Genomic DNA, 26732 nt, shown 5'->3' with positions numbered 1-26732 from the left:
GATCAAATTTTGACTTTCCTTGCTGCTCGTCAAACCGAAGGATAACAGAGGATTATGTCTCAAATTGGTCCAGCAACTCCCAGATTCCAACCAACTACCAGCCTAGACAGAAGCAACGAGAGTTTTCAGGGCGTCCTCTTTGCGGATTTTGATTTTCTCGAGGAGCAACAGCCGATCTCGTTTTTTCGGGGCGACTTCCGCCGGGCTAAAATTGACAACGTTCGTTTTTGGAAAAGCGATTTTAATCGAGCCGATTTCATCGATGCTTTTATACGCTTATCGCAGTTTGAAAACTGCCGATTCGGAACGGATTTTTTGAATACCTACTTCGATGAAGTTCACTTTTCACGCAATGATTCCGACACGTGTACACTTACAGATTGCGTTTATGAGAATTGCACGTTCTCATACGAAACCATAATTAACTCAACACTAAGCGCTTGCCGCTACAGGAATTGTGTCTTCGACAGCTGCGATCTTCGCACGAATACTGCCGACACGTTAGCCTTCACGAAATGCACGTTCCGTAATGTTGACTTCTCGAATATGACAGCGACGAATTTTCAATTTGCTGACTGCCAATTCGAGAATGTTCGCCTGGATCCAGATTATCTGGGAACATACTTATTCAAGGGCTCAGCGCCTGAAAACATTCATCTTACATATCGCGGCGAAACGTTACAACTGAATGCGGAGTATCTTTCATCCCTTGAAGTCCTGATGGATTCCTATGCAGCTGCGACGCGTTACTATGAGGTCTTTAATTGCGCCGTACTGTACAATTATCTAGCCCAGCGAGGTAAGGCCTTACTGCCGCTATTTCGTGGGGTAATCCATTCTATTAACAGCGAACCGCCATTCATCAGGAAGAACTCGGCCGAACGCATAATAGGTCTCCTTAGCTTCTATGCCGACAGCCCTGCTGTCGCTACAAATGAGTTATTCGCATTAGTAAGTGCCTTAGATGACATTGATCTGGAAGAAATATCTCTAGTGGACCGTCTGCAAATCGAAAGCAAAGTGTCATTTCTCAAGAATTGGATACAGGCAATTCTCTTGCAATGGCAATCGCCACGACCACCTGAAGCAGGGGCTTTGTATTTTGAACTGACTATTGAAGAGTGGGATCGCGAAAGGGTCAAAACCTCTTTGGAGGGCTTCTTCCAAGACCAGGCAATGGAAGCGGCCGGACTGGTGGTACTCGGCGAAAGACATGGTTCGTTAATCCTCGAATGTATTGGACACGGCGCCACCGTCTTTGCCCTAGCCATTTGCCTGCGTGAAGTATCGTCAACATTAGTCCGCATCGTTCTCGAGTTCCAATTGTCGGCGAAGTATGTTGGCCTTTTGCGAGACGCATCTACGGTAAAGGATGTCGCAAGACTTCACAAGGAAATCCGTCCTTTGTTGACCCCTCCTTCCGCACGGTCTTATGAGAACGCTCGAAAACTAGCGGAATGCATCAAGGAGCTCCGGATCTTCAGTGAGAGCACGATTAAGGGGGATTAGAAATGCCGACACATCATTCATAAGATTGATGCGTACACCAAAATGATTTCTCCCGTAGTAGGAAAAGTGCTCTGAAGGGAGCACATAAAGCCCGTGCTCCCAAAGAAGGCGCTTAACGATGCGCTTGGTGTTGGCGTTCTCGATGCGGCGGTGTTTATGGCATAGCATTGTAAAGTGGCCGCTATTTGAGGAATATGTGTAGAAGGCTGTCCCGAGGAGGCTGGACTGGAGCGATGCGAAATTGGCTTCGATACGAAGGCGGTTACCTTCCATGTAAGCCACTATGCCCGTTTGATTGTTGGGATCATAGAGTGCCTTGAGAACAGATAATTGGGTGGAACAGAAGCCACCCGACATGCGCGAAGCCAAATCGTGAATTAAATTGGTGACGTTGCTTGATGCAACGACCGCCGCATGTTTCATTCCGTTCAGAAATAGCCGCTTCGGTGGAGACTCAATGTAGATAAACCGCTCCAAGCTGGATAAAGCAGACAGTTTTGCGGCGTCAAGTAGTCGCGTCGGCGGCCTGTGCCAGAAAAGCCCTCCGAGCGCGTAGTCACACAGGAGCCATATGTGATGCTCATTACAGATCGCAGAAAGGCCGCTATAAGCCGAAATGTCATGCTCAATACCGGCGCTGTAGACCGGATCGGTTAGGATGATTGCATCGATTTGTTGCCATTCCACTGCTCGGCGAATCGCCTTAAGGTCGAGGAAAAAGGCCTCTTCATCAAGAAGGTGATGATAGATGACGCTAGAGCCAAATGAATCCAGCGTTTCGATGACAGAATAATAGGTCGGAGTAATTACCAAGAAACGATTGACCCCCAGCCGCTTCAGCGCGTGAAGGCTAAGGTAAAGCGCGTTTGTGGCGTTCAGTGTTACCGCGATATTTCGCGGCTGAAGATTTACATTTCCGCTTCGGGCAAGCAGGCCCAGAAAGCACGAGATTTCTTCGGTGAGATCTTCACCATACGCATAGTCTGAGAAGGCACGAGCGGATGTCGTTGTCGCAGATGCTATGATGTTGCCCAACAGGCTTTGGTTGCCAGGATCAGAATCCCAGTTCGAGACGAAGACGGGCGGGCGACCGACTCGCTCAACATAGTTTCTCACATCGTCCAGCTGCCAGTCGCTTGAGTAAATATGGATAATCCTCTGTTATCCTTCAGTGATTTCTCACCGATCGGGCTCCTGGCCAGCGGCGCGGGCCATCCAACAATGAAAGGGAGAGGTACAGTCGAGAAACTCGCTTCCGTTGCCACTTAACGCCAGCCGGCGGCTACCGAATCGCCCCCTGCATTTCTCGCTTGACACGGAAAATGCGAATGTCCATCATCAACGTTGGCTGCAAACCTGTTACTCCGAAGGATCCTCCCGTCCCGTGTTAGCCTTTTCAACTGTTCGCTATTCCAAAAAATATACCTCGCTCTTAGCGTTCAATCCAAGGAGCGAAGGATAACTAAAAATTATTCTTCATGTCAGTTCGAGAGACGAAGGGTTTTTTGGGGCTGGAATTGACGAGCGAGTGGTGGCTTCAGAATCACTTTCGCGCAAAACTGCCTCGCCGCTTTCAGCAGCTATCCAATCTGCCGATCGGTGCGGGGGATCGTATCCTTGATCTTTGTTGTGGCCCTGGGCACTACGCCGAGTACTACGCTCAGATGGTCGGCACAACGGGAACGGTCCACGCCGTAGACAAAGATCCCGCTCTCATTGACGCTGCTGAATCAAGGCAACGACAACTTCTCCTCGGAGACAATATTCGATATTTTTGTGCAGATGTGGGTCAAGTTCAATCGATAATCGGCAACGAACGCTACGACGTAATTCTCTTCTTCAACTGCCTATCGTATTTCAGAGACCCCAAGAGCACCATCCACCAATATCTTGCTCTTCTTCGGCAAGGAGGTCGCTTAATCCTTAAGGACTCAGACTTTGGACACCTTCTCATCTCGCCCCTCGACGCTGGCTTGCTGCATCGCGTCGTCGAGGCAGCGCAAGAGTCTCCCCCGTTGAGTTTTGACAATTTCCTTGGTCGTCGTCTGCCTGCGTTAGCCGCGTCGCTTGGTATGTCGTCCTCCAGAATCGAGATCTGGTCCTATCCAATGCATAGTCCTCTCTCTTCGGCGGAACATTTCTATGTATCCGAGAATCTCATGAGTTTGATGCGCCAAGGCCAAAAACTGCTTAGCACCGACGATGTACGGCGCTGGACAACGATGTTCTCGCCAGATAGTGCCGACGCATTATTTTTGAGGACAGACTTCCTGTTCTTGATGCACGAAATACTTACAATTAATGTGCTGTGACCGACCGTGTTAGGCGACGGCGGTCCTTATCTTATCGATGAATGGATAGAAGGTCGGTGAACGAAAACGCCTAACTACTCTCTTCGTCCTACGGTTCAGAAAGTCGGCGAAAGGCTTCAATAGAGATTTCGCAAACGCGGAGATTCCAGGCACAAGCCCGCAATAACCTACTACGTCTGAGAGAAAATTCGTGAAGTACGTGACATCAATTGACGCGGGAAGATCACGAATGGTTTCTGCCATGATTGTTTCGAAGGCACTATCAATCGTCTCGAATGCCTTGAAACCCTCGAGAAGTTGGATTCTCCATAACACTTTCGAGCACGCCTCTAGATAAGTATGGTAGTGTTCCCGGAATATCTGCCAATCTCCATTACGAAGTTGGATCAACCGGTTGCAAGGTAGGTTGATCAGCCGATAATACTCGTCCTTTGTCACGAACCGAAGTAGAAATGCCTGGAAATATTCCGGGGAGAGCAGGATTGAGGCCAAGGCTTGGGACGCATCCCCTTCTTTTGGAATAGCGCGAAACACATTCAGCCGAAGCCGAGGTATTTCATAGGTTGCGATTGGATAGTATCGTTCCGCTGCGTAGTCAATCCAAGCGTCGAAGTACGTTTCATGGACTTGCTTCCTCAGCGCCGGATTCAGATCTGCTAATTGAGGAAAAAATTCAAGTGTGCCCAAATAGCCGGCGCGGTCGTGGACTGAGCACGAGAGACTCTCGATGCGCCGCCACTCCTCTGGATGTTGAGATCTCTCGGAGCGCATTCTGAGTCTCTTGAGGAAGGTATCAATGAAATCTTCTTCCCCGGACGATTCCTCCCGCACTAAGAGTTCGCCAGCGGAAATTGTTTGGCGCAGCTGATGAACTATGTCCGCTTCTTTCAATTCCGGTCGGTAGATTCGGGAGTAGTCAACTTGGTTTTGCAGCATGTCACCTGAGCCGCGTGTCCCCCAGCCACAAAAGATGATGACGCCCGACTCGCAAAAGGTACTAAACAGGCGATCAGCGATAACTTCGAGGACAATCGCGCGTGTCGTATAATTCGTAAAATTCAGCAAGTTGCCTGTCATTATTACGATATGGTCGAAGTAAAGCGAGAGCAGACGCAGATTGCGAAGGTGATAGCGGCGCTCCACTTCGAGTGGCCATAAGGCGTCTTCTCCAGTCGGTACTGCGTAGACTGGATTCATGTTGCTGAGCTCATCGTAGAACACGCTCCTTTGAGTTAGGCCCCATTTGACGAGCGACTCTCGCATTTCAAATACGATAATTTTTAGTTATCCTTCAGTTGCATCAGTATGGTGTCTGAGCAGCGACCCAAGCAGGCGGCGGGGATGGCGGTCATTGAGGATTTGCCGCTGCGATTTATCGTTAACGTGTGCGTAAATCGTTGTCGTAACGATCGAACTGTGGCCCAGAAAGGACTGGATGAAGCGAAGATCGACACCCTGCTCAAGGAGCATTGTGGCGACGGTGTGTCGGAACATGTGAGGCGTGATTTTCTCGAGTCCCGCGGCTTTGGCGTGTCGTTTCAACGCCATCCGGATCGATTGCTCCGAAAGCCGTCGTCCGAAACGGTTCGCGAAGAAATATGCGGTTTCTGCACGTTCCGTCCGCAGATTGGCGACGTAAGCGGCCAAGGCAGACTGCACTTCCTGATCGCAGATGGGGATAAAACGCTCTTTGTTTCCCTTGCCACGAATTAGCACAGCGCTCCGTTCGAGATCCACTGTTGAAACTCGAAGATTTGAGATTTCTGAAACCCGCATCCCCGAGGAAAATAGCAGTTCGAACAGCGCCACATCACGGATTGCCAAGTCGCGAGATTGATCGCTCCTTAGATGCAAGCTCCTTTTCCGGTAAAGTTGCTGGAAAAATGCTCGCAGGGCTCCAAAGCTCATGGTTCGAGGCAGGAGGCGTCCAAGCCGAATATCGAGCCGTATGCTACGCGTCGGGTTCGACTCGATGTGTTCTTCGCGCTCCAGAAATCCGAAAAACGATTTTACAGATGCGAGCTTTCGTCGCTGGGTTCGTGGGCTGTAATGATGGAGGCTCTGAGCGTATTCACGCACGACGGAACGATGGATCGTCGAGACGTCAGTTGTCGGAGTCTTCGCGAGCGTGAACCGTGCAAATTGCGCCAGATCAAGTCTATACGCTTTTGTTGTATGTCCGCTGAAGTTCCTTTCGAATTCGCAGTGATTGAGAAAGAGAGCAATACAGTCGTGTAAGGTTTGCATGGTGCGCTTTTTGACGTGTCGTGCTATTGCGTGACAAGCGATGAATTGCCCCGGTGGATCCAATCGCGTTCTGCGACGAGCCATCAGGGGAGGCGAAGGGCTGAAAAAGCACGAACAACCGAACAGAGAGGTCCGCGATTTTATACGGCCGATTTATGCGGTCGGGGATCAAACTTGCGCATAACAGCGCAACGCCATGAAAACGGAAGCGCTCCAACGACGGCGGTTTTCCATGGTGCGGGAGCGATTTGCAAAGCAGTGCGAAACTGCGCAAACGCCGTTTTGCAATTTCGAGTCGAGTGCCTTAAACCGGACTCAGCCACCCTTCCCCAGGTCTGTGTTGCGACTTGCCGGCGATTCGCAACGGGCATTATGCGGCGGGCGGCTGGGTTTGTAAACTGGCCGCGAATCGACCAAAACGTGGGGCCAAATGAGGGTCGGCAGCCGCGCTTAACTGCCTCAAAGGAAAGGCCTAAAAATGTTACAATTTTCGACTTGCCGCCGGCCGCCAGAGCACTCCATCTTGTATATCCGCCATGACAACTCCGCTAGTAATGGTTGTTGGATGTAGTTCGCTCTCATTCACAACTTATTAGCTGGGCTGTTCACTATTATTCTCCGTCTATTCCCAAACTCCGCTCGACCTGCCGCCATGATCCAACTCAAACCCGGTCTCACACCATCCTCGCTCAATCGCCCTCACAAATCCTCGGTTCGGACCAAAAATCGCGTGAGCAAAAAGAAGAATAAAGGGCTGCGCTTCGAGCGCGTCTTCAGCGACGCCGACGCGGCGCCGTTCGAGCAGATCGATTGGGAACGGCGCACGGCGGAGATCACCGACGACAGCGGCAAGGTGATTTTCAAGCAGGAGAACATCGAGGTGCCGAAAGGCTGGAGCGCGCTCGCGACCAAGATCGCGGTCTCGAAATATTTCTACGGCGACATCGCGAACGGGACCGATCCGCACCAGGGCGGCCGGGAAACCTCGGTGCGGCAACTGGTCCATCGGGTGACGCGAACGATCGCGGACTGGGGAATCTCCGATGGCTATTTCGCCAATGCGGAAGCCGCCGAGGTTTTTTACGATGAGCTGACCTGGCTTTGTGTGAATCAGCACGGCGCTTTCAATTCGCCGGTCTGGTTCAATGTCGGCCTGCATCACCAGTACGGCGTGGGCCGGGATGGCGGGCCCGGCAATTATTTCTACAACCGCACGACCGGCCAGGCGGAGCGGGCCGCGACCCAGTACGAATATCCGCAGGGGAGCGCCTGCTTCATCCAGAGCGTGGCCGACACGATGGAAGACATTATGCGCCTGGCGATGAGCGAGGCGATGCTCTTCAAATACGGCAGCGGCACCGGCAGCGATCTTTCCCCGCTGCGGAGCACGCGGGAAAAGCTGAGCGGCGGCGGGAAGCCGAGCGGGCCGCTATCGTTCCTGAAAGTTTACGATCAGGTAGCGAACGTGGTGAAGAGCGGCGGCAAAACCCGGCGCGCGGCGAAGATGAACACGCTTAAGGATTGGCATCCGGACATCGAAGAGTTCATCGACGCCAAGCAAAAGGAAGAGAAGAAAGCGTGGGCCCTGATCGAGCAGGGATACGACGGCAGTTACAACGGCGACGCTTACGGCTCAGTCATGTATCAGAACGAAAATCTGAGCGTCCGGGTGAGCGACGAGTTCATGGACGCGGCGGTGGAAGGCCGCGAATGGTGGACGAAGCGGGTGCGCGACGGGAAACCGTGCGAACGGAAGGAAGCGCGCTCGTTACTGCGGAAGATCGCGGAAGGAACCTACATCTGCGGCGATCCCGGGATGCAATTCGATTCCACCATCCACAAATGGCATACCTGCAAGGGAACCGACCGGCAGCATTCCACGAATCCCTGCTCGGAATATCTCTTCCTCGACAACACGGCGTGCAATCTCGCCTCGTTGAACCTGATGAAATTCAAGGGAGAAGACGGCGTCTTCGACGTCGATCGTTTCAAGGCCGCCGCGAGGGTTTTCATCACGGCGCAGGAAATCCTGGTCGACAACGCGAGTTACCCGATCAAGGAGATTGCGGAGAACTCGCACATTTTCCGCACCCTCGGCCTCGGCTACGCGAACCTCGGCTCGCTGATCATGAGTTACGGCTACGGCTACGACAGCGTGGAAGGCCGCGCCATCTGCGGAGCGATTACCTCAATCATGACCGGCGAAGCCTACGAGCAGAGCGCCCGGATCGCGCGCGCCATGGGACCATTCCCCGGATATCGCGATGCGCGTTGCAGCGGGGTGTCGAAGCCAGTCGCGAAAAACAACGTCGCGCCGATGCAGGAAGTGATTGAGCTCCATCGCTCCGCCGTGAGCGAGATCGCGGCGAACGAGGAATTCGCCTATCTGAAAGAAGAAGCGGCGAAGGTCTGGGACAGCGCCGCTGAGTTGGGCAAAAAATACGGATACCGCAACGCGCAGGTCACCGTCCTCGCGCCGACCGGCACGATCAGTTTCCTGATGGATTGCGACACGACGGGAATCGAGCCCGACATCGCCCTGGTGAAATACAAATTGCTGGCCGGCGGCGGGATGCTGAAAATCGTCAACCAAACCGTCACGCCGGCGCTGGAAAAGCTCGGTTACAATTCCGAAGAGATTGAGCGGATCATCGCGCACATCGACGCGTTCGACACGATCGAAGACGTGACCGACACCGACGGCTCGGCCATTACCTCCGGGTTAAAGCCGGAGCACCTCGCAATTTTCGATTGCGCGTTCAAGGCTTACAAAGGGCAGCGCAGTCTCGGTTACATGGCGCATCTGCGAATGATGGCGGCGGCGCAGCCGTTCCTGAGCGGCGCGATTTCCAAGACGGTGAATATGCCCGAGACCGCGAGCGTCGAGGAGATCATGAACACCTACATCGAGGGATGGCGCCTCGGCCTGAAAGCGATCGCGATTTATCGCGACGGCTCGAAGCGGTCCGCGCCATTGAACACGCGCAAGACCAAGGACATGGGCGGCACGAGCGCGGAGATTTCGCTCGACGTCTCAGTGGAGCCAGTCGAATTGCAGAAGCGAATTCTGGAACTCGAGGCCGAGATCGGAATGTTGCGCAGCCGGATGAACCAGCCAGTGCGGCATCGGATGCAGGACACCCGGATGTCGTTGACCCACCGGTTCGAGATTGCGGGCCACGAAGGCTACATCACGGTCGGTCTCTACGAAGACGGCCAGCCAGGCGAACTCTTCATTACGATGGCGAAGGAAGGAAGCACCATCGGTGGATTGATGGACACCGTCGGGACGTTGACGTCGATCGCGCTCCAGTACTGCGTCCCGCTGGAAAGCCTGGTGAAGAAGTTCGCCTATCAGCGATTTGAGCCGAGCGGGTTCACGAAAAATCCGGATATCCGGAACGCGACCAGCATCACCGATTACGTTTTCCGCTGGCTCGGCTGCCAGTTCATCAAGGGCTACAAGGAAGCGACTTCACCGTCGCGCAGCCAGGCGGAATTGCCGATGAAAGAGATCAGCGACATGGAAAAGAAGGCGGTGAACCGCCCTGTCTCGGATCTTCCCCGGACCGCCGACAAAGACCTGATCGATGTCGTGGCGGGTCACATCCCGAACGAGGGGAGTCCGCACGTCGCGACCAACGGCCACACGCACGCCGACCGCGTCGCCGAGGCGCTCGGCAACATGTTCATGGACATCACCTGCTCTCATTGCGGCAGCAACAAGGTCGTGCGCGCGGGCGCCTGCGGCGTTTGCACCGAGTGCGGGACGAGCCAGGGCTGCAGTTAGGCTGCGGAAGGTATGCCTCTTCAGGGGGTGGACCCCGTTACCAGCATTGCGATGGAGTTGATCCCTGAACGTTATCTTGAGGACCTTAGTCATCGTCGGACGGTCCGCCTCAGGCCCCGAAGGCTAGCTAGTTACAACTCCCTGAAGAATGTCTTGAATCGAGGCCGGGTGATCTGCAAGATGGGTGGATGAAAGAGTTCCCTCCTCGCTTTCCCGCTGCCCTCATCGCGTTCCCGTTCTCGTTAATTGCATTCGCCAGGGTCGCGGCTCTTGCCGGCGGTTGCAGAGATGCTTTCACGCCCTTGACCGAGCCTCTCGTCACCCGTTCTTGACGGAGGATCAGTCTTACACTTTCCGCCGCCCATGCTTGAAGATTATGCGGCCTTGTTCGGCATGCTCAGCACGATTGTGACGTTCGTGACTCTGATTATCCGCCTCCCGTGAGTATTCGCACGTTTGAGTCAACCGCTCGGACGAGAGGTGCCGGGTGAAAACACTGCTTCTGTTGGGATTCACTCTGAGCCTCGACAGCTTTCGGGTCTCGCTCGGCCTGGGGGCGATCAAGTTACGTCGCATCCCGCATGCTCAAATCGCCCTCGCGTTCGGGCTGTGCGATGCGTTAGCCCCTCTGGTCGGGCTGTTGCTTGGCAAGTTGCTCGTCAAATATACGGGCGCATGGGTTGAATCGCTCGGCCCGCTCGTGCTCTGCGCGTATGGAGTTTACGTCATCTACGTGGCGCGGCTCTGCGAGGGAAAAGAAGCGCAGGAAGAAACCCGCTGGATCGTATTCGGCCTTCCGCTCTCGATGAGTCTAGACAATCTAATCGCGGGGGCGAGTCTGGGGATGATTGGTTTTCCGTTGTTGCTTTCGGTCGCAGTGGTCGGCGCGATGAGCGCGTTGATGTCCCTGGCCGGTCTGTGGCTGGGAAGCATCAGCGTCAGCTTTCTCGAGATTAAAACGGACTTGCTCGGCGGCATGGGGCTCATCCTGATTGGGCTTACGCTTGCCCTCAATAAGTGAGGAGCGAGTTACTGTTTGTTAGAGGAGATCCCTGCGAGGGGCCGGGCGAGACAGCAGCCCGTGGGATGGCCGCCCTGCCCGCGGGGGAGATGCGCTGCCTTTACCTTGATTCTTACGGGCTGGAACGGAAGTCCTTCGCAGCCCGCGTCGCGCTTACGGCTGACAGCCGTCGAGGATCCATTGTCCGAAGAGTTGAATCTGATCCTCGGTGAGAGGGTCGAAAGGCGGCGGCGGCATCGGGCCGTAGGTGGCTGCGTTAGCCAGACGGTTGTTGATGATTGAGGCGTTAGCCTTCACCTGCTCGTAGTTGGTCAGGTCAAAGCGCCACATCATTTGCCCTCTGAATTGATTGAACAGGGGCTGGATGTCATTGCTGAAAGAAACAGCCATTATCGTCCTCCTCATTTTCGTTTGTCATTTTCGGCCTCATTGCCGGTAAGATACGCGCGGTCATCGCGATTATTGCCGCGCGCTCGTTGGGGTTGATTGCGGCGGCAAGCCGTAAATTTTCAGCAGGCCGCCCCCTTCTCTCCCGAAGACCAGCGCGCCCGCTACGACGAAATTCTTCCAGATGGCGGGACCGAGGCAGAAGCCGTAACCGCCGTTGTAGCCGTCAGTCTGCATACCGAGGTCGTCGTACCAGAGCAGGGTGCCGTCGCTGACGGCGAAAGCGTAGATGGCGATCTTGCTCGTCGTGGCGAAGACTACGTCGTTGACGACGGCCGGCGAACTGATGCCGCTCTCGCCCGCCGTCGTGTACATCCCCACCGGCGTGTTGATGTTCGGGTCGGTGAACGAGGTGTTGACGTAGCGCTGCGGGTCGCCGTCGTCGAGTGGCCAGGCGTCCCGGAATTGGTTTGTCCGGGGGTCAATCTTCGAGAGGTCGATGGCCCGCATGAAGGGCGTGGAGTTGTAGTCGATGCCGGGGGCCTGCGAGTGGTAGTTCGGCCCGCCCATGCCGAAGAAGATGCGCGGCGAGATCGTCTGCGGATTGTCGCCCGAGCCGGGGTAGACGGCGGGCGTGTTGAAAACGCCCGAATAGTTTTCGTTCGGTATCTGGTTGGAGACCGCGTTGGGAATTTGCGGGTTGATGCTGCTGTCGGTCACAGGGTCCGGGTGCGGGTCGACGGTCGCGATCCACTTCTCGGGCGTCGGCGGGTTGTGATACGGGAGGAGTTGGCGCTGCGCGAGCAGGTCGAGGCTTATGGGGTCGAGCACGAAGAAGCTGCCGTTCTTGCAGCCCAAGCCGACGGCCTTCTGGACGGCGTTCCCGTTGTCCCACATGAAGATGATGGGCGCGCCGCCCACGTCGATGTCAATGTCGGAGGGGCGGTAGTTGCTCTCGGGCGGCACCTGAAAGAAGGCTTGGAACTGGCCTGTGTCGGCGTCGAGCGCGAGCACGCCGTTCGAATAGCCGGGGCTCGGCAGCTCGGGCTTGAAGGCGGGCGCCGTCCCCTGGTAGTTCCAGCCCGGCCAGTTGGCGTTGGGCTCGGGCGCCTGGTTGCCGGTCGGGCAATAGATGCGGTTGAGGTCCGAGTCGTAGGCGATTGCGCCCCACACCGAGCAGCCCATCTGTTTGGTGGGCGGATTGTTGGCTGCCGTGTACTGCGGCGGCAGCGTGCCCACGTCCACGGCCGCGGCGGGCAGGAAGTTCGGCAGGTTGTCGCACCCGGCGTCGAACTTGTTGGTGCAGTAAATCCAGTTGACGTTGCCCGTGGCCGTGTCGAGGCAGAAGACGAAGCTGTAGAGCTGTGGGTTCTCACCCTCGCCGCAGCCGACGAAGAGCTTCGACCCGTCGGCCGAGAGGACGGGCGACGACCAGACGACGGCGGCCGGCGCGCCGCCTGCGACGCCCGCGTTGTTCGTGATGGGCTGGTTGTGGGCGGGGTCGGCCAGCCGCAGGTCTGTGACCCAGACCGGTTGCAGCGTATCTTCGTCGAGGCAGTAGAGCTTGCCGTTGAAGGCGCCGAAGTAGACGCGGCCGTAGGCGACCGCCGGTGTGCAGCCCATCCCCGTGAAGCTGTGGATGTCGCGCGTGTCGGTGCCAAGGTTCCAGGCGAAGGTCTGGACGATTGAGCCCGTCGTTATGTCTATCTTATGCAAGGCCCCGCCGTTGCCGCTGCCGTCCGGCGCGTTTTGGTAGTTCGCAAGGCCGACGTAGACGAAGCCGTTCGAGACGGCGGGCACGGAGAGCACTGGGCCTTCGAGCGGCAGCGTGAAGAGAGTATTAAACGGCGGCTGGACAGTGCCCTTCTGGGTGTTGACGTTGGTGCTGTTGATGGCGCTGTCCGAGACGTAGCCCGTGTGTGCAGGGTCGCCGTGATACATCCACCAGCCCGTGGGTGGTTGACCCGCAGGCTTGGCCGTTGGTGCTGCCGACGCAGCCGTTGGAGTCGCCGTCAGGGCAGCGGGGGCGGCCGAGGCCGCCTCCGGTTGAGGGGGCCTTTGGCCCGTGCGCAGCGAGATTTCGGTCTTCTTATCCATCGTGTGCCCTCCGGTTAAGGCCCCAGCTAAAGTCCGACTGGCCCGCCCTGTAGTGGCAGCTCATGCAACTGTTGCCGCCCGCCCCGGCCGCGTCGTTCTGGTCTTGGAAGTAGGTCTCCATCGTCGTGTTGACCGCGCCGTTGACGGGGAAGGCAGCGCCCGCGTCGCGCGGGTAGACGCCGCCGTTTTGCATCAAGACGAAGCTGTCGAGCCCGGGGTTGAAGGGCCACTGCGTCACGACTAACTCGTAGTACTGCCAGACCGTCCCCTTCAGGAGTTGCTGGTAGTAGGCGTTGAAGTCGCGCGTGGAGGCTCCCTGCGGGGTGTCGGGTATAGGGTTGACGCGCGTCACCTGCACGGGCGTACCCGGCGAAGGCTGCACGGCGGGCGCTGGCTGCACGGACGTCGCGACTGCCGGTTTGTAGTCGTAGCCGTTGGGCGTGGCGGGCGTGGCCGTGCCGTTGTTGAAGGAGTAGCCGTTGGGCGGCGGCTGCCGCGTCGGCGTCACGCCAGCGTCCGCGGGCACGTTGTCCACCTGCTCGAAGGTGGACCAGACCCACTCGGTGAACGGGGAGACTTTGTGCGCGATGTGGAGGCCGACGAGCAGCACGGTAGTCTGCGTGCAGCTCTGCTTCAGCGGGTCGTAAATCTGCGCGGTCGTCGAGTAGTAGCGGGTCGCGTCGTCCTTGTCCGTCTTGATGCGCCACGCCGCCTTGACCATGATCGAGCCGAGCGTGCTCGGCGGCGAGCTCCCAGGCATCTGCAAGCCCTTCGGCACGTTCTCCGCGGGCATGAGGTTCTTCAGCAGGTAGAGCCACGAGGACGGCTTGCCGTCATCCCCGCGGATGAAGTTGTACTGGGCCTCGTCATAGCGTATGTCGTAGTAGACGAAGTTGCCGCGCTGGTCGATGAGCGGGAAGGAGAACGCCTGCGAGGTCTGCATCAGCGGCGTGTTCCCCTTGGAGAGAAAGGCGAGCGTCTTCTGGCCGGGCTGCCCGCCGGGGCAGGGGGCGACGGCCATGTCCGTCGAGTTCCACGGCGTCGGCCTTTGCCCCATCTGGCCGAACAACTCGAAGGAGTCTTTGTAGGTGCCCCACACGAGGGGCGTCCCCGGCGCGGCCTTGAGGAAAACGTCCGGGTTGCCGGGTTGGTTCGGGACGCCGCGCGAACCGGTCGCCGCAGGCCAGTTTAGCGCGATGAATGATTGCCATGAGAAGTAGTCGAAGTCGGGGCGTATCTGCACGGGCGAATTAATCTGTTGGGGCAAAGGGACGGAAAGAGGGATGTTGCCGCTCAGGCTCGCGGGCGGCAACTCCGGCGGAAAGGCCGGCGGCCAGGGCGGTATAACCACCTGCGAGACAGCAGCGGTGGGCGATGGGGTCCCACTATCGTTGTTCGCATTATTTGTCGGTGTTGGCCGTCGTTGGCAGCTACCATTAATGAGAGTAACGAAAGCAACCGCGGCGATGACGACAAGGGCCCTGTTATGTCGAGTCAGACTGTAGCCCATAGTTCGCTCCTTAATTTGCCTTTCACGGTAGGGGTAGGGGTAGGGGTGAATCGGGGTTGATCCGCTGTGCGGCGGAATGGTCGAGGCATCTTGTTTGATGCGCCGCGGCGAAGTCAAGGGTTAACATGAAGAGGCACGCATTTTTGACGTTGAACCGGCATCCATAACGGCAAAATCGGCGCGCATTTTCTTTCGCCCCAGCCTGCCACCAAATCTGCCTCCATTGACGAGGGGGCGCCCCAGACGTACCGTTCCAGCTTCATGGACAAACAGGAACCGGCACATCCGCACAGCAGCCGCGCCATTGAGGCAATCGTCGGTGTCTGGAGACTAGTCTCCGCCGACAATTGGGACTCGGCGGCGAACAGCTGGACGCCCTACGTCTTCGGCAATCCGCCGAGCGGTTATTTCTTCTTCGACCCCACGGGCCACGCATCGGTGCAGATCATGACGACACCGCCCGTCGCCATCGCCAGCCCCGACAATCCGACGCCGGCCGAGGCGCTCGATATCTTCAACAATTACATTGGCTATTACGGCACTTACACGCTCGACGCCGGCAACATCCATGTTCTTGTCGAAGGCGCCTGGGATCCCTCGCAGGTTGGCACGGACCAGGTGCGGCCTTACGAGCTGTGCGGCGACACGATGATTATCGGCGACCAAGTCACCTATCGGCGCACGCTGCAGCGGGTCGTGGGGGCGACGCATCCGTCTTTCTCGTCCGCGTAGCCACGACGACGAGCCCGGCCTTGTTCGGTAACCACGTCTTGATCAGTGGCGATCTCCAAAGTTGAGCCGGCATCTAATCGTTCGAAAACCTGCGGCGGCCAATGATCCAGAAGAACCCTGCGATCGCGATAACCAGGATAAACATGAGGACGGTATTTTGAAACTGGCTGGCCGAGGCGCCGGCGACAGCGTAGAGAAAGGCCGGCGGGAGCGAGCCGGCGAGCGCGGCCAGGATCGTTCGACTCCATCCCATCGGTGACGCGCCGGCCATGATCGCCACCGTCTCGGCTAGTAACGGAACCGGGCGCGTTATGATGATGGCGAGCGAGCCCCAGCGTTTGAGAAGCCGGTCGGCCCGCTCTCGTTCTTCTGCGCTCACCAGGCGATTCAACAACGGCCCGCCGCGCCGCCCGATCCAGAATCCGAAGACAGCGGCGCCAGTGCTCCCAGCCAGCGACAGTAGCGTGCCGACCCAGACGCCAAAAAGCGCGCCGTGCGCGGCCATGACCAGACTGGACGGGACCGGCAGCAGGACGTCGGCGATGAGCAGCCCGACTCCGAGCACTGCGGCCCAGAGACCGCCGTGATTCAACCACGGTGTGGGATCGACCAGGATCGGGACGCCGAGATATTCCACGAGAAAAAAAAGCGCGAGGAAAAACGCGACCATTCCGCCCATCACAGTCAAATAACGTTTCATTTCATTTTCTCCCAAGATAGGGAGCGTTCATAACCGTAGCCGGAACTCCACCCCGAAAGTGCGCGGCGGTGCCGGAGTGCCGACACCCGCGTAGGTAATTTTCTGCGTAAAGAAACGGGTGTCCGAGATGTTATCGCAATGGACAGAAACGCCGAAGCGGTTGTCTTCGTATCCGACGCGGAGGTTGCCCTGGGCATGGGGGCCTTCCCTCATTTCTGCGGTATTCGCCTCGTCGTAAAATGTCTGGCCACTCGCCATCACTTCGGCCTGGGCAAAGATGCTCCGATAACTGTAGCGCACCTCAAAACTTGCGGTCCAATTGGGCGCGAATGGCGTTTGGTTACCGCGGTAGCTCGCATCCGTGAAAGGATCGCGATATTCGCGGAATTCGCTATGGGTATATCCCGCCGCGGCCCGCAACTGGAGGCCGTTTACCGGCCGCGCGTTTATTTCCATCTCACCCCCCCAGGCGAGGACCGATGGCGCGTTGAACACTGTAATGTCGGGTGGCACCGCCGGGCGTTCGACCTGGTAATCTTCTATGCGATTAACGAATCCGGCCCACCGCACCTCCAGCCGGTGATCGAAGAAATCGCCGCGCACTCCTGCTTCATTCGACCAAACGCGCTCGCGATCGAAGCTGGCCAGCCGCGGATCGGTCTCGAAGTAGGAAAACCCGCTGTTTTTGTAGCCATAGGTGGAAACGAAATACACGCTGGTTTCCTCGGAGCAACGATAGGCGAGTGCGATTCTGGGTTGCACGTTCCATGCGGCGCGGGTCGAATCGAAAGCTGTAGCCGGGGCCACAGACAATTGCCGCCGGCGCGTGATCGACTCGGTATCGTAGGCCAGCCGCATCCCGCCGGTTAACTCAAAAGCCTGGCCAAAGCGGCGGGTAGCGCGGCCAAAAATAGCGAGCTCAAATTCGTCGTCTTCGAATTTGATTTCCTTCAGCAATCCCGGAAGCGCAAAAAGTTCGGTGCCGTTACTTAGCACCTGGTCGGTGAACAGCCCCACCCGATACCTCCAGGGAGCGTCATTTGCGGTGGACTCGAAACGTATCTCCTGGGCGACCTGCCTCTGCTCCAACTGGATCTTGCCTCGAACGATCGGCGCCGGCGAATAATCCAGGTCGGCCTCGTACGGATCCAGGGTCCAGTCCCGATGACTGGTAATGAAGGTCAGGCGCCCTGCCTCGACCCGGTGAGAGATGGTGAGCGATTCGACGTTGCCTTGGATGTCCGTCCGTCCGTCGAAATCAAACGCCACCCGGAAGGGATCGGGTGCGAAGACCGGCACGAATCTTTGCACTCCATCGCGAGCGCGGTGGATTTCGGCGGAGAAGACAAAATCCCAATCCTCGGCGGGAGTCATCCGGAAAGTCCCGCGGGCAAAGCCATGCTCCTGGAAATCGGGACGTGTGCCCAGGAATACGTTCTCAAGAAAACCATCGCGGCTCAGATAGCTGCCTTCGATCTTGGCCAGGATCTGGTCGTTCGCGACCGGTCCAGCCAGCAAGAGTTTCACGTTAGCTGAGTCGTAGCTGCCGACTGTGGCCGCGACTACTCTCTGCGGAACTGTTCCGGGCGCGACCGTGGTTATCTCGACAACTCCCGCCTCGGAGTTCTTCCCAAAAAAGTCTCCCTGTGGGCCGCGGAACACGGTGACTTGCTCCAGCTCTCCCAGCTCCGTGAAGTTCGTGGACGTGCTTGAGCTAGGAACGCCGTCCAGATAAAGAGTGACCGCTTGTTTGCTGAAGTTCGGCGTGTTGCCCAGGCCGCGAATACTATAAACGTCCAAATAAGAGTTTGCTCCCGCGGCATTAATAGTTGCATTCGGAACACGCTGGATGGCCGCTGCGAGCTTATCCTGGGAGGTCAGTTCGTCGCCTTCCAGATCGGTCCGGGGCACGCTTTCGATCCAATCCCTGCCGTAAACAAAAACGGGCTCAGATGTTGCCTGCTGTCCGAACGCTCGCGAAACGGCGATGGCCAAAAGCACCGCGCAGCACGCCCGGGCCTTGCCAAGGTTTTGCCAATTAGTCGCGGGATCTCGGCGGGCCAATGATTCGGAGCGGCTGGAGAGCGGCGCCTGTAGATTCGTCCGGGGTGAAGTTGCGCGGGGAATCATTGTTCCAGTCGCCGTCCTCCAGTTGAGGAGAGGAATGCAACCGCGGGTGATGCTGAGGAACCGGGCAAAACATGCAAGTAAATTTCGGCAGATTGGTCATACCCGTGGAAACATCCCGATTCTGAACTTGGGTTGGGTCTAAACTCGATTATTGTCTGGCGGCCGAACTCGCTGATCATGCAACTGGAAATCTTCACGCTTTGTGATGCGGCGACGGAACACGCTGGGAAGCTGAACATCATCGGGACGTTCGACTCATTGCGTGCGTTTGAAGCGCCGGTGGCTCATCCGCAATGCGCCATTGCCGGCCGGCTGCGGTTCGAAGCGATCGAGGAGGGCGATCACAGGGTAAGCCTGACGTTTGCGGATGAAGACGGGAACATCGTCATGCCCAAGTTCGACTCCACCCTGGCGGTAAATTTTCAAGCCGGACAGCGCACGGTTACTTCCCATTTTGTCATGGTGATCCAGCAGATCCGTCTGCCGAAGTTTGGTGAATACACGATCGACCTGGCGGTCGACGGGCGGCAGTTGGGATCGATTCCCCTTTACGTGACGCAAGTAGAGCGGCCGGCGCAACCCGGGTAACGCGCCGCGCTACGGCGTCCATCAACTCGGGCGCGTTTTTCAGCTCGCGGACGGCGCCGCGCGCCGTCCCTACCAAAAAATATCGGTTGTCAGAGGGGCCGGCATCCACGATTTAGTCACGCCGCAATTGAGCCGGGCTCTTGCAGCAACCCCCGTTTCCAAAAGGAACGGGCCGGCGTTAACTTTCACAGCGATTGACGATTGGAGTTTATGAACGAAGCGGAGATTCAGCGGCAGAAGGAGATCAAGGAGGCAGAGGAGCTTCTTTTTACGGGACCACAGGCGCTCGGGTTCGCGAAAGGGTTGTTCCTCGGCCGTTTCGTTTCCGATTGGGCGATGCCTTATCCGCGGATCGCGGCGACGCAGCAGGCGGAACTGGACAAATCGCTCATCGAGATCCGGGAGTTTTTGGATCAACAGCTGGACCCCGTTGCGATCGATCGCTCGGCTGACATTCCGCGCCACATTATCGACGGCTTGGCTCACATCGGGGTCCTCGGGATGACGGCTCCGAAGGAATATGGCGGCCGGGGATTTTCCCAAAGAGCTTACTGCAAGATGTTGGAAGAAATCGGCGCCCGCTGCGCCTCGACCTCGGTTTTCACGAATGCGCATCACTCGATCGGGATCCGGGCGTTGCTCCTGTTCGGGACGCGCGAACAGAAACAGCGCTGGCTGCCGCCGCTGGTTACGGGCGAGCAACTGGCCGCCTTCGCGCTGACGGAAGAGCAGGCTGGTTCCGACGCGGCGAATGTTCAGACAACGGCGACGCCGAGCCCGGACGGTTCGCACTATATTTTGAATGGCGAAAAGCGTTACATCACGAACGCCTCGATCGCGCACGTGCTGACCGTCATGGCGCGGACGCCGGTGCCGGGTTCGGACAAGACGGCGATCACGGCGTTTCTCGTAACTCCGGATATGCCGGGCTTCACAATGCTCGAGCCGCGGATGGAGAAACTCGGCATCAAAGGCACGGCCACAGGGCGTTTCGCCTTGCGCGACGTGGCGGTGCCGAAGGAGAATATCCTGGGCCCGATCGGGAAGGGCCTGAAGGTCGCACTCACCGTCCTCGATTTTGGCCGGACAACCTTCGGCGCCTGTTGCACAGGCGCGGCGCGGAGTTGTCTGCAACTGGCGGTGGACCACGCGAACAAGCGCCGCCAATTCAAAAAGACGCTGGGCGATTTCGACCTGGTGAAGAAAAAGATCGGGCGGATGGCGGCCGATCTTTACGCCATGGAAGCGATGACGGCGGTGACGGCGTCGCTGATCGATCGCGGGCTCGAGGATTACATGATCGAGACGGCGATGCTCAAAGTGTTCACGACAGAACGACTCTGGGAAGCGGTCAACGACGCGTTCCAGATTTATGGCGGCTCGGCTTACTTCACCGATCTGCCGCTCGAACGGATGTTGCGCGACGCGCGGATCAACCAGATCGGCGAAGGCAGTAACGAAGTGTTGACCTCATTCATCGCGCTCGTCGGGATGCGGGGACCCGGCATGGAGTTCAAGGAAATTTACGACACGATGTTCAATCCTTCGCGCGGTTTGGGCAAGGCCTGGAGCGCGGGAATGAACCGACTCGGCGCGGCGGTGAAAATCCCGAACGTGCCAGTAAAGAGCGAGAGCCTGCGCTCGCAGGCCGCCCAACTCGGGCGTTTGATCTGGCGTTTCAATTTGAGCGTGAACAAAGCGCTTATTAAATACCGCGAACCGGTCATGGACATGCAGCTGATCCAGGAACGAATTGCGGGCGTGGCGATGGAAATGTTCGCGTCGGCCTGCGTGCTTAGCCGGCTGGATTCTCAGTTGCAGGGTGTCTCTCAAAACGGCGCCTCAAGCCCGGAGAGCCGCCGAGCGGCCGAGCTTTTCCTTCGCCAATCGTTCCACCGGATTCGCCGTTTCCTGGCGGAATTGACCGATAATGATGACGAGGCCCTCCTGGCCACGGCCAATTCGGTTCTGGGCAAAAGCGAGCCGCGGGCGGGGTTGAACGGGAAATAAGCGCCTCTGCCTGGCGGGGTTGACGGTTGGCGGCCAGGGCCCGGGTTGAGTCAACCCTCTGGCCTAATTCTAGCTCTAACCGAGGCATGCACCTCGCGGAGCTGGAACCTGCCGCGCCTGATCGAATCGATCTGGGACGCAAGCGGCTGCTCATTTTCATCGTCGCTTACAACGCGCAAACGACGATCGAAAAAGTCCTGAGCCGTATCCCGCCCAGCCTTCAAAGTGCGGAGGTCGAGGTCCTGATCATCGACGATTCGTCCACGGACAACACTTTCCTGAACGGGCTGCGCTACCAGCGGCGGAATTCAGCCTTCAAAATCACCGTCCTCCGCACCCCGGAAAATCAGGGTTACGGCGGAAACCAGAAGCTCGGTTATCGCTATGCGATCGACAACGGCTTCGACATCGTCGCCCTGATCCATGGGGACGGGCAATACGCTCCGGAGAAACTGCCAGCGTTGCTTGGCCCGTTGGTGCAGGGCGAAGCCGACGCCGTTTTTGGCTCCCGCATGATCGACAAGAAGGCGGCGCGCCAGGGTGGGATGCCCGCTTACAAATGGGTCGGCAACCAGATTCTGACGACGTTCCAAAACCGGATGCTGAGGACCGCGCTGTCGGAATTCCATTCAGGTTACCGGCTCTATTCCACCGCGGCTCTCGCCCAGATTCCGTTCGAGAAGAACACCAACGACTTCCATTTCGACACCGAGATCATTGTTCAGCTGGTGATGAAAAATCTGCGGATCTGTGAACTGCCGATCCCGACTTATTACGGCGACGAGATTTGCCACGTCAATGGGATGAAGTACGCCTGGGACGTCTTTCGGACGATGCTCCGCGCGAAATTCCACGAGATGAACCTGCTCTTCGACCGCAAGTTCGACGTGCATCCGCCGGAGGAAAATTACGATCTCAAGCTTGGCTATCCGTCCTCACATTCGGCGGCCATCGAGGCGGCACGCCCGAACAATCGCGTTCTCGATATCGGTTGCGGCCAGGGCTATGTCGCCCGTGAGTTTGCGGCCAAGGGATGCCAGGTGACCGGCATGGACCAGTACATTCCGGATTCCCCGAACGCAGCTGGCCTCGATTTCATTCGGTGGAACCTCGATCGAACCGAGTTTCCCGTGAATGTCTCCGGGTTCGACCAGATCATGATGCTCGACATTATCGAGCACCTGAAAGAGCCGGAAAAATTCATGGACGAGCTGCGTTTCGCGGCGGTCTGCAAACGGCCGGAGGTGATCATCACGACGGCTAACATCGGGTTTTTCGTGACGCGCCTGATGCTTTTCTTCGGGCAATTCAACTACGGGAAGAAAGGCATTTTGGACGCGACTCACACGCGTCTCTTTACCTTCCGGTCGTTGGGCGCGCTCCTGGACCAATCCGGTTACAAAATTCTTGAGGTGCGCGGGATCCCGGCGCCGTTCCCGAAAGCTATCGGCGACAATTTCGTGTCTCGTTTTCTTCTCCGCTTGAACCAGGGACTCATTGCCGTCAGCAAAGGGCTGTTTTCCTATCAAATCTTTGTCCGGGCGGAGGCAAAGCCGACGGTGCAAAACCTGTTGACTGAGACGATCGATTCCAGCGATCAACTTCGGCAATCGGTCCTCGAGATCGCCTGCTAAGGCGTTCGCTTTTCCCGCTACTTCAGAATCAGAAGAGCGCGCAGCAATCCGGCTGTGACCAGCTCGTAGAGGTCGTGCTGGACGAAGAAGATGTAATACTGGCGCAAGTCGATGGCGCAGAGGAGCAAGATCACGATCGCCAGAATCAGGCCTCTGCGCCGGCCGAGAAAGCCTGCTAGATCACCCAGGCAGGTGACGGCGAGAAAACGGAGCGGCATGTCCCACATGTTGGTGTAACGCAGGTTCATGCCGTAGGGGATGTTGCACATGAGGGCGTAGGTCGCGACCACGAAGGTGACCAGGTAAAGGGCGGCTTTGTTCTCCAGCTTGAGTCGAACGATGGCACCCCACGCCAGGAGCAAGATGACGGGGCTGGCGAGCAATAGATCGACAAGATATCGGTACCACGGTCCGTCCCCGGTCGCGATGGCGTAAGGCAAAACGGATGCTTTCGCGGCGAGGAGCCGGTAGGTGAGAATGAAGGTTTGGGCGCTGCCGCAGAGGAAAATAAGGCCGACCAAGCCAGCGAGCGGACCGGCAACCGCGACCAAAAGCAGGCTGCGCGTGACCGTGCCGAAACGGAGCCAGCGGTTCATGCCGATCAGGGCCAGTAATCCGACGTAGGCGAAGAGAGCGTTCTCTTTCGTCAGCACCATGAGGGCAAGGCACACGCCGAAAAGAGAAAGTCTCACCGCATCATTGGGCCGCCGCAGGTTCTCCCACAAACACCAAACGCATAACGTGGCCCAGAAGGCGAAGAAGCCGTCAATGAGGGCATGTTGCGCCATGTGGATCTGGGTCGGGGCGCAAGCCATCAAAGCGAGCACGGCCAGGCCCATCGCCGTTCCAGCCAGGCGCCAGGCAAAGGCGGCCGCGGCAAAAAACAGCAGAATACTGAATAGACAGGAAACATGATGGAGAGCCGCGAGCGCTTCCGCACCGGTCACCTGGTGCCAGAGATAAGCAGAAAAAATGTAGAGGAAACGGGTCGGAGGCAGGATGGCGGCGGGCAGTTTTTCCTGGCGCTCTACGTAATGCTCGGCGAACTCCGGGTAGCTTCCGAGGCCGTAGGAAATCAGATTATTGACGTAGCCGCGGTAAAGTCCTTCATCGTATCCGATCCCTTTAAAACCGGCGGAGGGATAAACTCGCAGGCCGATTCCGGCGAGGCCGATGAGAGCGACCGCGATTAGAGAAACGAGGCTGAACCGTGAGGAATGTGGTGATTCGGTCTCGTTATTCACTGATCGCGACGGGTTGAATTGCCTTCAAACTGAGGAAACGAAAATGCGGCTTCTGCCGCCGGGCATTCAAGCCAAACGCGACCAAGCCAACCAGAAGGGTTAGCCACGGAATCAGGGCCCAATGCGCGCAGATGGCGCTCAGTTTGTTTGAAGCGTGGGCAAAATACCAAGGGAAACCGCCTGAAGTGATCGTGTACAAGGCGAAGAGAAAGACCGAACTGCCGGCGACCAGAAATCCGTAAAACGTCGGGGAGAGAAAGAGAACAAAGGGCGCCAGCCAGACGAGGTATTGAGCCGCTACTCCGGGCGAGACGACGAAGAAAATCATCCACGCATATCCGATTGAGGGGAACAGGGCGGGCGCGGGCAGTTTTCGCCGCCGCCAGGCGAGAATCAGGATGCTGAGAACGACGGCGACTTTCAGAACCATCATGATCGCATTCTGTAACGCAGAAAGGTTGAAGAACGAAGTCTTGTTGAATTCGTCCAGCCCGGTCATCCGGAGACAGTAGGTTAATCCCCAAACTCCCCAAAAGCTGCCATAAGCGAGCACGTTCCTGGCGAACATGACTGGCGATTTTAGCAACGGTTCGAGGCAAAAGATAAGCGAACTTACGAGCAACGAACCCAGAAACAGGCACGCCTGGCGCCGCTCGATCCAGAAGAAGAAAAAGATGGGGAGGAGGAGCAGGGGAATTATTTTCACCTGGCAGGCGACGGCGAGGAAAAGTCCGCAGAGCGCCGGACGGCCATCGACGGCCATGATCGTGGCAACGAGAAGGAAGAGCACCAGAAAGGGGTCAGTGTTGCCATGAAATCCGGTGATCATGATCGACACCGGACTGGCGGCAAAGAGGAAGAGGGCCCAGCGGGGCCGGCGTAGATCGGGCTGCTTTCGAGCAACCGAAAGGACGAGGATCACGACAGCGAAATCGGCAAGGATGCCGGGGAGCCGAAGAAAAAAGGGAAAGGTAAGGCCGTTTTGTTGCCAGAATGCCTGTTGTTCGAGCCGGGCCAGCCCCCCCAAAAAATAACCGACAAGCGGAGGGTGATTAAACAGGATGCTGTGTTCGTAGAGCCAGGTCAGGCCGTGGGCGTCGACTGCCTTCGCAAATTGGTAGAAAGCAAGGACGTCGTTGGTTCCCAAACTGGTCAAGGCGATGGCAACCTTGAGGAGGGAGGCCACCACCGCCACCGCGATGATCGGGCCCGAACGAAAAGCCGTAGCGTCCTCGACGCGAGCACCGTCGAGAGGCAGAGGCTGGGACTCAATCGGGCGCAGCGACATGCGGCGAGAGTCTAGCATTTCCCAGGCGAAGACAATGCCCCCGGGAGCCGCAGGGGGACGCTGGCACCGGATTTGCTCAGATTTAGGGAGAAAATGACCCTGTCCGTCATCATTCCCTGCTTCAACGAACGCCGCACGATCCGAATGATCGTGGAGAAGGTGAAGGCCGTCGTCGCCGCCGGGACGGAAATCATCATCGTGGATGACGCCTCGACCGATGGGACCGACGCAATCGTCGATAAATTGGCCCTCGAGGGGATCGTAGTGGTGCATCACCGGGTCAATCGGGGCAAAGGCGCCGCGATGGAGACCGGTTTCCGGCACGCCACCGGAGATATCGTTCTGGTGCAGGACGCCGACCTCGAATACGACCCAAGAGATTACGCCGAATTGCTCAGCCCGATTGAGAATGGGGAAGCGGATGTAGTTTTTGGCTCCCGTTTCATGGGTGGCCGCCCCCACCGGGTGGTTTATTTCTGGCACATGGTTGGAAATCGAATTTTGACCCTGCTTTCGAATATCTTCACGAACATCAACCTGAGTGACATGGAGACGGGCTACAAAGTCTTTCGCAGAGATGCTCTTAAGGATTTGTGCATTGAAGAGGCGCGATTCGGTTTCGAACCGGAGATCACGGCTAAGCTGGCCCAGCGCCGCTGCCGATTCTACGAAGTTGGAATTTCTTATTACGGGCGGACCTACGAAGAGGGGAAGAAGATCGGGTGGCGCGACGGAGTCCGTGCTCTTTACGCGATCCTGAAGTATAACCTCTGGAAACGCGAAGCCTATGTCTTCCAAGCCAGCGCCACTTCAGCCCTCCCGACTCTCGAGTCCCATTTCCCAATTCCAGTATCGAGGACATGACATCCTCGATCTGCTGAAGGACGCCCGGCATTACAATCGCTGGTTGGTTGACCAGGTCGTTGCCGCGAAGCCGCCGCAAGCTGCAGAAATAGTCGATCTCGGTGCCGGCCGGGGCACATTCGCCAAAGCTCTTCGCGAGCGGGGCTGGGAAGTGACCTGTGTAGAGCCCGACCCGGAAAATCAAGTCGCGCTCCGCGAAGAAGGTTTTCCGGTCCAGGCCGGGATGGAAGAGCGCGATCCGGAGTCGTGCGATTACGTTTACACTTTGAACGTGCTCGAGCACGTGCCCGACGACGAAGCGCTCGTCCGCATCGTCTTCTCGCGACTGCGGAAGGGGAACCGTTTTTTTATCTTTGTGCCGGCATTCCCGATCCTGTGGTCGTCTCTGGACGACCATGTCGAACACCAACGGCGCTATCGCCGCGCCCCGATGGTCGCGATGCTTCGCCGGGCCGGGTTTGTCGTGGAGCGGTCGCGGTATGCAGATTGCCTGGGTTTCTTTGCTGCCCTGTTATTTGGACGAAGTGCCGACGCCAAAATTTCGCCGCGCAGTGTCTGGGTTTACGACCGGTTACTCTTCCCGGTGAGCAGGTTCCTCGATCCGATCCTGGGCCATTTTTTCGGGAAGAACCTCGCGGTTCTATGCCGCAAGCCCTAGTTTCCCGGGTC

Annotated in this window: 20 protein-coding genes; 10 read left to right on the top strand and 10 right to left on the bottom strand. The window is 57.5% G+C overall.

Annotation, left to right across the window (positions count from 1 at the left end; genetic code table 11):
• Positions 1 to 54 precede the first annotated feature (54 nt).
• Positions 55 to 1509 (top strand): pentapeptide repeat-containing protein, encoded by a 1455-nt coding sequence (locus VJU77_05730; protein HKP02849.1) that lies wholly within the window; start codon positions 55 to 57, stop codon positions 1507 to 1509.
• Here the strand turns inward: VJU77_05730 and VJU77_05725 are convergent.
• Positions 1450 to 2544 carry a pyridoxal phosphate-dependent aminotransferase gene (locus VJU77_05725; GenBank protein HKP02848.1) on the bottom strand — a complete coding sequence of 365 codons (1095 nt, stop codon included), beginning with the start codon at positions 2542 to 2544 and terminating at the stop codon, positions 1450 to 1452. The two genes, VJU77_05730 and VJU77_05725, sit on opposite strands and share 60 nt — an antisense overlap.
• Before the next feature lie 443 nt (positions 2545 to 2987).
• Between VJU77_05725 and VJU77_05720 the strand changes: the two genes are divergently transcribed.
• Positions 2988 to 3821: a methyltransferase domain-containing protein gene (locus VJU77_05720; GenBank protein ID HKP02847.1), complete on the top strand. Its 834-nt coding sequence runs from the start codon at positions 2988 to 2990 to the stop codon at positions 3819 to 3821.
• 9 nt (positions 3822 to 3830) lie between these two features.
• Here the strand turns inward: VJU77_05720 and VJU77_05715 are convergent, their stop codons facing one another.
• A complete protein-coding gene (locus VJU77_05715) occupies positions 3831 to 5018 on the bottom strand; it encodes a hypothetical protein (GenBank protein HKP02846.1) in 1188 nt (395 codons plus the stop codon).
• Between the two features lie 87 nt (positions 5019 to 5105).
• On the bottom strand, positions 5106 to 6068 hold the full coding sequence (locus tag VJU77_05710; GenBank protein HKP02845.1) for a tyrosine-type recombinase/integrase: 963 nt from the start codon (positions 6066 to 6068) through the stop codon (positions 5106 to 5108).
• Between the two features lie 652 nt (positions 6069 to 6720).
• Between VJU77_05710 and VJU77_05705 the strand changes: the two genes are divergently transcribed.
• A complete protein-coding gene (locus tag VJU77_05705) occupies positions 6721 to 9858 on the top strand; it encodes a vitamin B12-dependent ribonucleotide reductase (GenBank protein HKP02844.1) in 3138 nt (1045 codons plus the stop codon).
• Between the two features lie 487 nt (positions 9859 to 10345).
• The gene (locus tag VJU77_05700; GenBank protein HKP02843.1) at positions 10346 to 10879 is read left to right on the top strand and encodes a manganese efflux pump; all 534 of its coding nucleotides are present in this window, start codon (positions 10346 to 10348) and stop codon (positions 10877 to 10879) included.
• Between the two features lie 153 nt (positions 10880 to 11032).
• Here the strand turns inward: VJU77_05700 and VJU77_05695 are convergent, their stop codons facing one another.
• The 3 genes from VJU77_05695 to VJU77_05685 form a co-directional block, all read right to left on the bottom strand.
• Positions 11033 to 11269, bottom strand: coding sequence for a hypothetical protein (locus VJU77_05695; GenBank protein ID HKP02842.1), 237 nt, complete (start codon positions 11267 to 11269; stop codon positions 11033 to 11035).
• Between the two features lie 69 nt (positions 11270 to 11338).
• Positions 11339 to 13363 (bottom strand): PQQ-binding-like beta-propeller repeat protein, encoded by a 2025-nt coding sequence (locus VJU77_05690; GenBank protein ID HKP02841.1) that lies wholly within the window; start codon positions 13361 to 13363, stop codon positions 11339 to 11341.
• Positions 13356 to 14606, bottom strand: coding sequence for a hypothetical protein (locus VJU77_05685; GenBank protein ID HKP02840.1), 1251 nt, complete (start codon positions 14604 to 14606; stop codon positions 13356 to 13358). The genes VJU77_05690 and VJU77_05685 overlap by 8 nt, the downstream gene beginning before the upstream one ends.
• 528 nt (positions 14607 to 15134) lie before the next feature.
• Between VJU77_05685 and VJU77_05680 the strand changes: the two genes are divergently transcribed.
• Positions 15135 to 15605: a lipocalin-like domain-containing protein gene (locus VJU77_05680; protein HKP02839.1), complete on the top strand. Its 471-nt coding sequence runs from the start codon at positions 15135 to 15137 to the stop codon at positions 15603 to 15605.
• 73 nt (positions 15606 to 15678) lie between these two features.
• Here VJU77_05680 and VJU77_05675 read toward each other — a convergent pair whose 3' ends face one another.
• The gene (locus tag VJU77_05675) at positions 15679 to 16305 is read right to left on the bottom strand and encodes a VTT domain-containing protein (protein ID HKP02838.1); all 627 of its coding nucleotides are present in this window, start codon (positions 16303 to 16305) and stop codon (positions 15679 to 15681) included.
• A 27-nt stretch (positions 16306 to 16332) separates the two neighbouring features.
• The gene (locus VJU77_05670; GenBank protein HKP02837.1) at positions 16333 to 18435 is read right to left on the bottom strand and encodes a TonB-dependent receptor; all 2103 of its coding nucleotides are present in this window, start codon (positions 18433 to 18435) and stop codon (positions 16333 to 16335) included.
• A 177-nt stretch (positions 18436 to 18612) separates the two neighbouring features.
• Here VJU77_05670 and VJU77_05665 point away from each other — a divergent pair, with 177 nt between their 5' ends.
• From VJU77_05665 to VJU77_05655, 3 genes are all read left to right on the top strand, one after another.
• Complete coding sequence (locus VJU77_05665; protein HKP02836.1) at positions 18613 to 19023, top strand: hypothetical protein; 411 nt, start codon at positions 18613 to 18615, stop codon at positions 19021 to 19023.
• Positions 19024 to 19233: 210 nt separating this feature from the next.
• Complete coding sequence (locus tag VJU77_05660) at positions 19234 to 21033, top strand: acyl-CoA dehydrogenase family protein (protein HKP02835.1); 1800 nt, start codon at positions 19234 to 19236, stop codon at positions 21031 to 21033.
• Between the two features lie 86 nt (positions 21034 to 21119).
• Positions 21120 to 22667 (top strand): bifunctional glycosyltransferase/class I SAM-dependent methyltransferase, encoded by a 1548-nt coding sequence (locus tag VJU77_05655; GenBank protein HKP02834.1) that lies wholly within the window; start codon positions 21120 to 21122, stop codon positions 22665 to 22667.
• A gap of 17 nt (positions 22668 to 22684) precedes the next feature.
• Here the strand turns inward: VJU77_05655 and VJU77_05650 are convergent, their stop codons facing one another.
• Both VJU77_05650 and VJU77_05645 read right to left on the bottom strand, forming a co-directional pair.
• Positions 22685 to 23911, bottom strand: coding sequence for a phospholipid carrier-dependent glycosyltransferase (locus VJU77_05650; protein ID HKP02833.1), 1227 nt, complete (start codon positions 23909 to 23911; stop codon positions 22685 to 22687).
• Complete coding sequence (locus VJU77_05645; protein ID HKP02832.1) at positions 23904 to 25199, bottom strand: hypothetical protein; 1296 nt, start codon at positions 25197 to 25199, stop codon at positions 23904 to 23906. The genes VJU77_05650 and VJU77_05645 overlap by 8 nt, the downstream gene beginning before the upstream one ends.
• A 93-nt stretch (positions 25200 to 25292) precedes the next feature.
• On the opposite strand from VJU77_05645, the gene VJU77_05640 reads away from it, so the two are divergent.
• Both VJU77_05640 and VJU77_05635 read left to right on the top strand, forming a co-directional pair.
• Positions 25293 to 26063, top strand: coding sequence for a glycosyltransferase family 2 protein (locus VJU77_05640; protein HKP02831.1), 771 nt, complete (start codon positions 25293 to 25295; stop codon positions 26061 to 26063).
• Positions 25987 to 26721 (top strand): class I SAM-dependent methyltransferase, encoded by a 735-nt coding sequence (locus VJU77_05635; protein HKP02830.1) that lies wholly within the window; start codon positions 25987 to 25989, stop codon positions 26719 to 26721. Before VJU77_05640 ends, VJU77_05635 begins: the two co-directional genes overlap by 77 nt.
• Positions 26722 to 26732: the final 11 nt, after the last annotated feature.

This window comes from Chthoniobacterales bacterium (assembly GCA_035274845.1).
Classification (GTDB): Bacteria; Verrucomicrobiota; Verrucomicrobiia; order Chthoniobacterales; family UBA10450; genus AV80.
This window is presented reverse-complemented; position numbering and strand designations above follow the sequence as displayed.

Bases quoted from the DNA above. Each gene is read 5' to 3' on its own strand.
- VJU77_05635 (HKP02830.1), top strand. From the start codon at position 25,987: ATGTCTTCCAAGCCAGCGCCACTTCAGCCCTCCCGACTCTCGAGTCCC.
- VJU77_05730 (HKP02849.1), top strand. From the start codon at position 55: ATGTCTCAAATTGGTCCAGCAACTCCCAGATTCCAACCAACTACCAGC.
- VJU77_05655 (HKP02834.1), top strand. From the start codon at position 21,120: ATGCACCTCGCGGAGCTGGAACCTGCCGCGCCTGATCGAATCGATCTG.
- VJU77_05670 (HKP02837.1), bottom strand. From the start codon at position 18,435: ATGATTCCCCGCGCAACTTCACCCCGGACGAATCTACAGGCGCCGCTC.
- VJU77_05715 (HKP02846.1), bottom strand. From the start codon at position 5,018: ATGAATCCAGTCTACGCAGTACCGACTGGAGAAGACGCCTTATGGCCA.
- VJU77_05695 (HKP02842.1), bottom strand. From the start codon at position 11,269: ATGGCTGTTTCTTTCAGCAATGACATCCAGCCCCTGTTCAATCAATTC.
- VJU77_05720 (HKP02847.1), top strand. From the start codon at position 2,988: ATGTCAGTTCGAGAGACGAAGGGTTTTTTGGGGCTGGAATTGACGAGC.
- VJU77_05645 (HKP02832.1), bottom strand. From the start codon at position 25,199: ATGTCGCTGCGCCCGATTGAGTCCCAGCCTCTGCCTCTCGACGGTGCT.
- VJU77_05640 (HKP02831.1), top strand. From the start codon at position 25,293: ATGACCCTGTCCGTCATCATTCCCTGCTTCAACGAACGCCGCACGATC.
- VJU77_05675 (HKP02838.1), bottom strand. From the start codon at position 16,305: ATGAAACGTTATTTGACTGTGATGGGCGGAATGGTCGCGTTTTTCCTC.
- VJU77_05660 (HKP02835.1), top strand. From the start codon at position 19,234: ATGAACGAAGCGGAGATTCAGCGGCAGAAGGAGATCAAGGAGGCAGAG.
- VJU77_05705 (HKP02844.1), top strand. From the start codon at position 6,721: ATGATCCAACTCAAACCCGGTCTCACACCATCCTCGCTCAATCGCCCT.
- VJU77_05690 (HKP02841.1), bottom strand. From the start codon at position 13,363: ATGGATAAGAAGACCGAAATCTCGCTGCGCACGGGCCAAAGGCCCCCT.
- VJU77_05680 (HKP02839.1), top strand. From the start codon at position 15,135: ATGGACAAACAGGAACCGGCACATCCGCACAGCAGCCGCGCCATTGAG.
- VJU77_05710 (HKP02845.1), bottom strand. From the start codon at position 6,068: ATGCAAACCTTACACGACTGTATTGCTCTCTTTCTCAATCACTGCGAA.
- VJU77_05665 (HKP02836.1), top strand. From the start codon at position 18,613: ATGCAACTGGAAATCTTCACGCTTTGTGATGCGGCGACGGAACACGCT.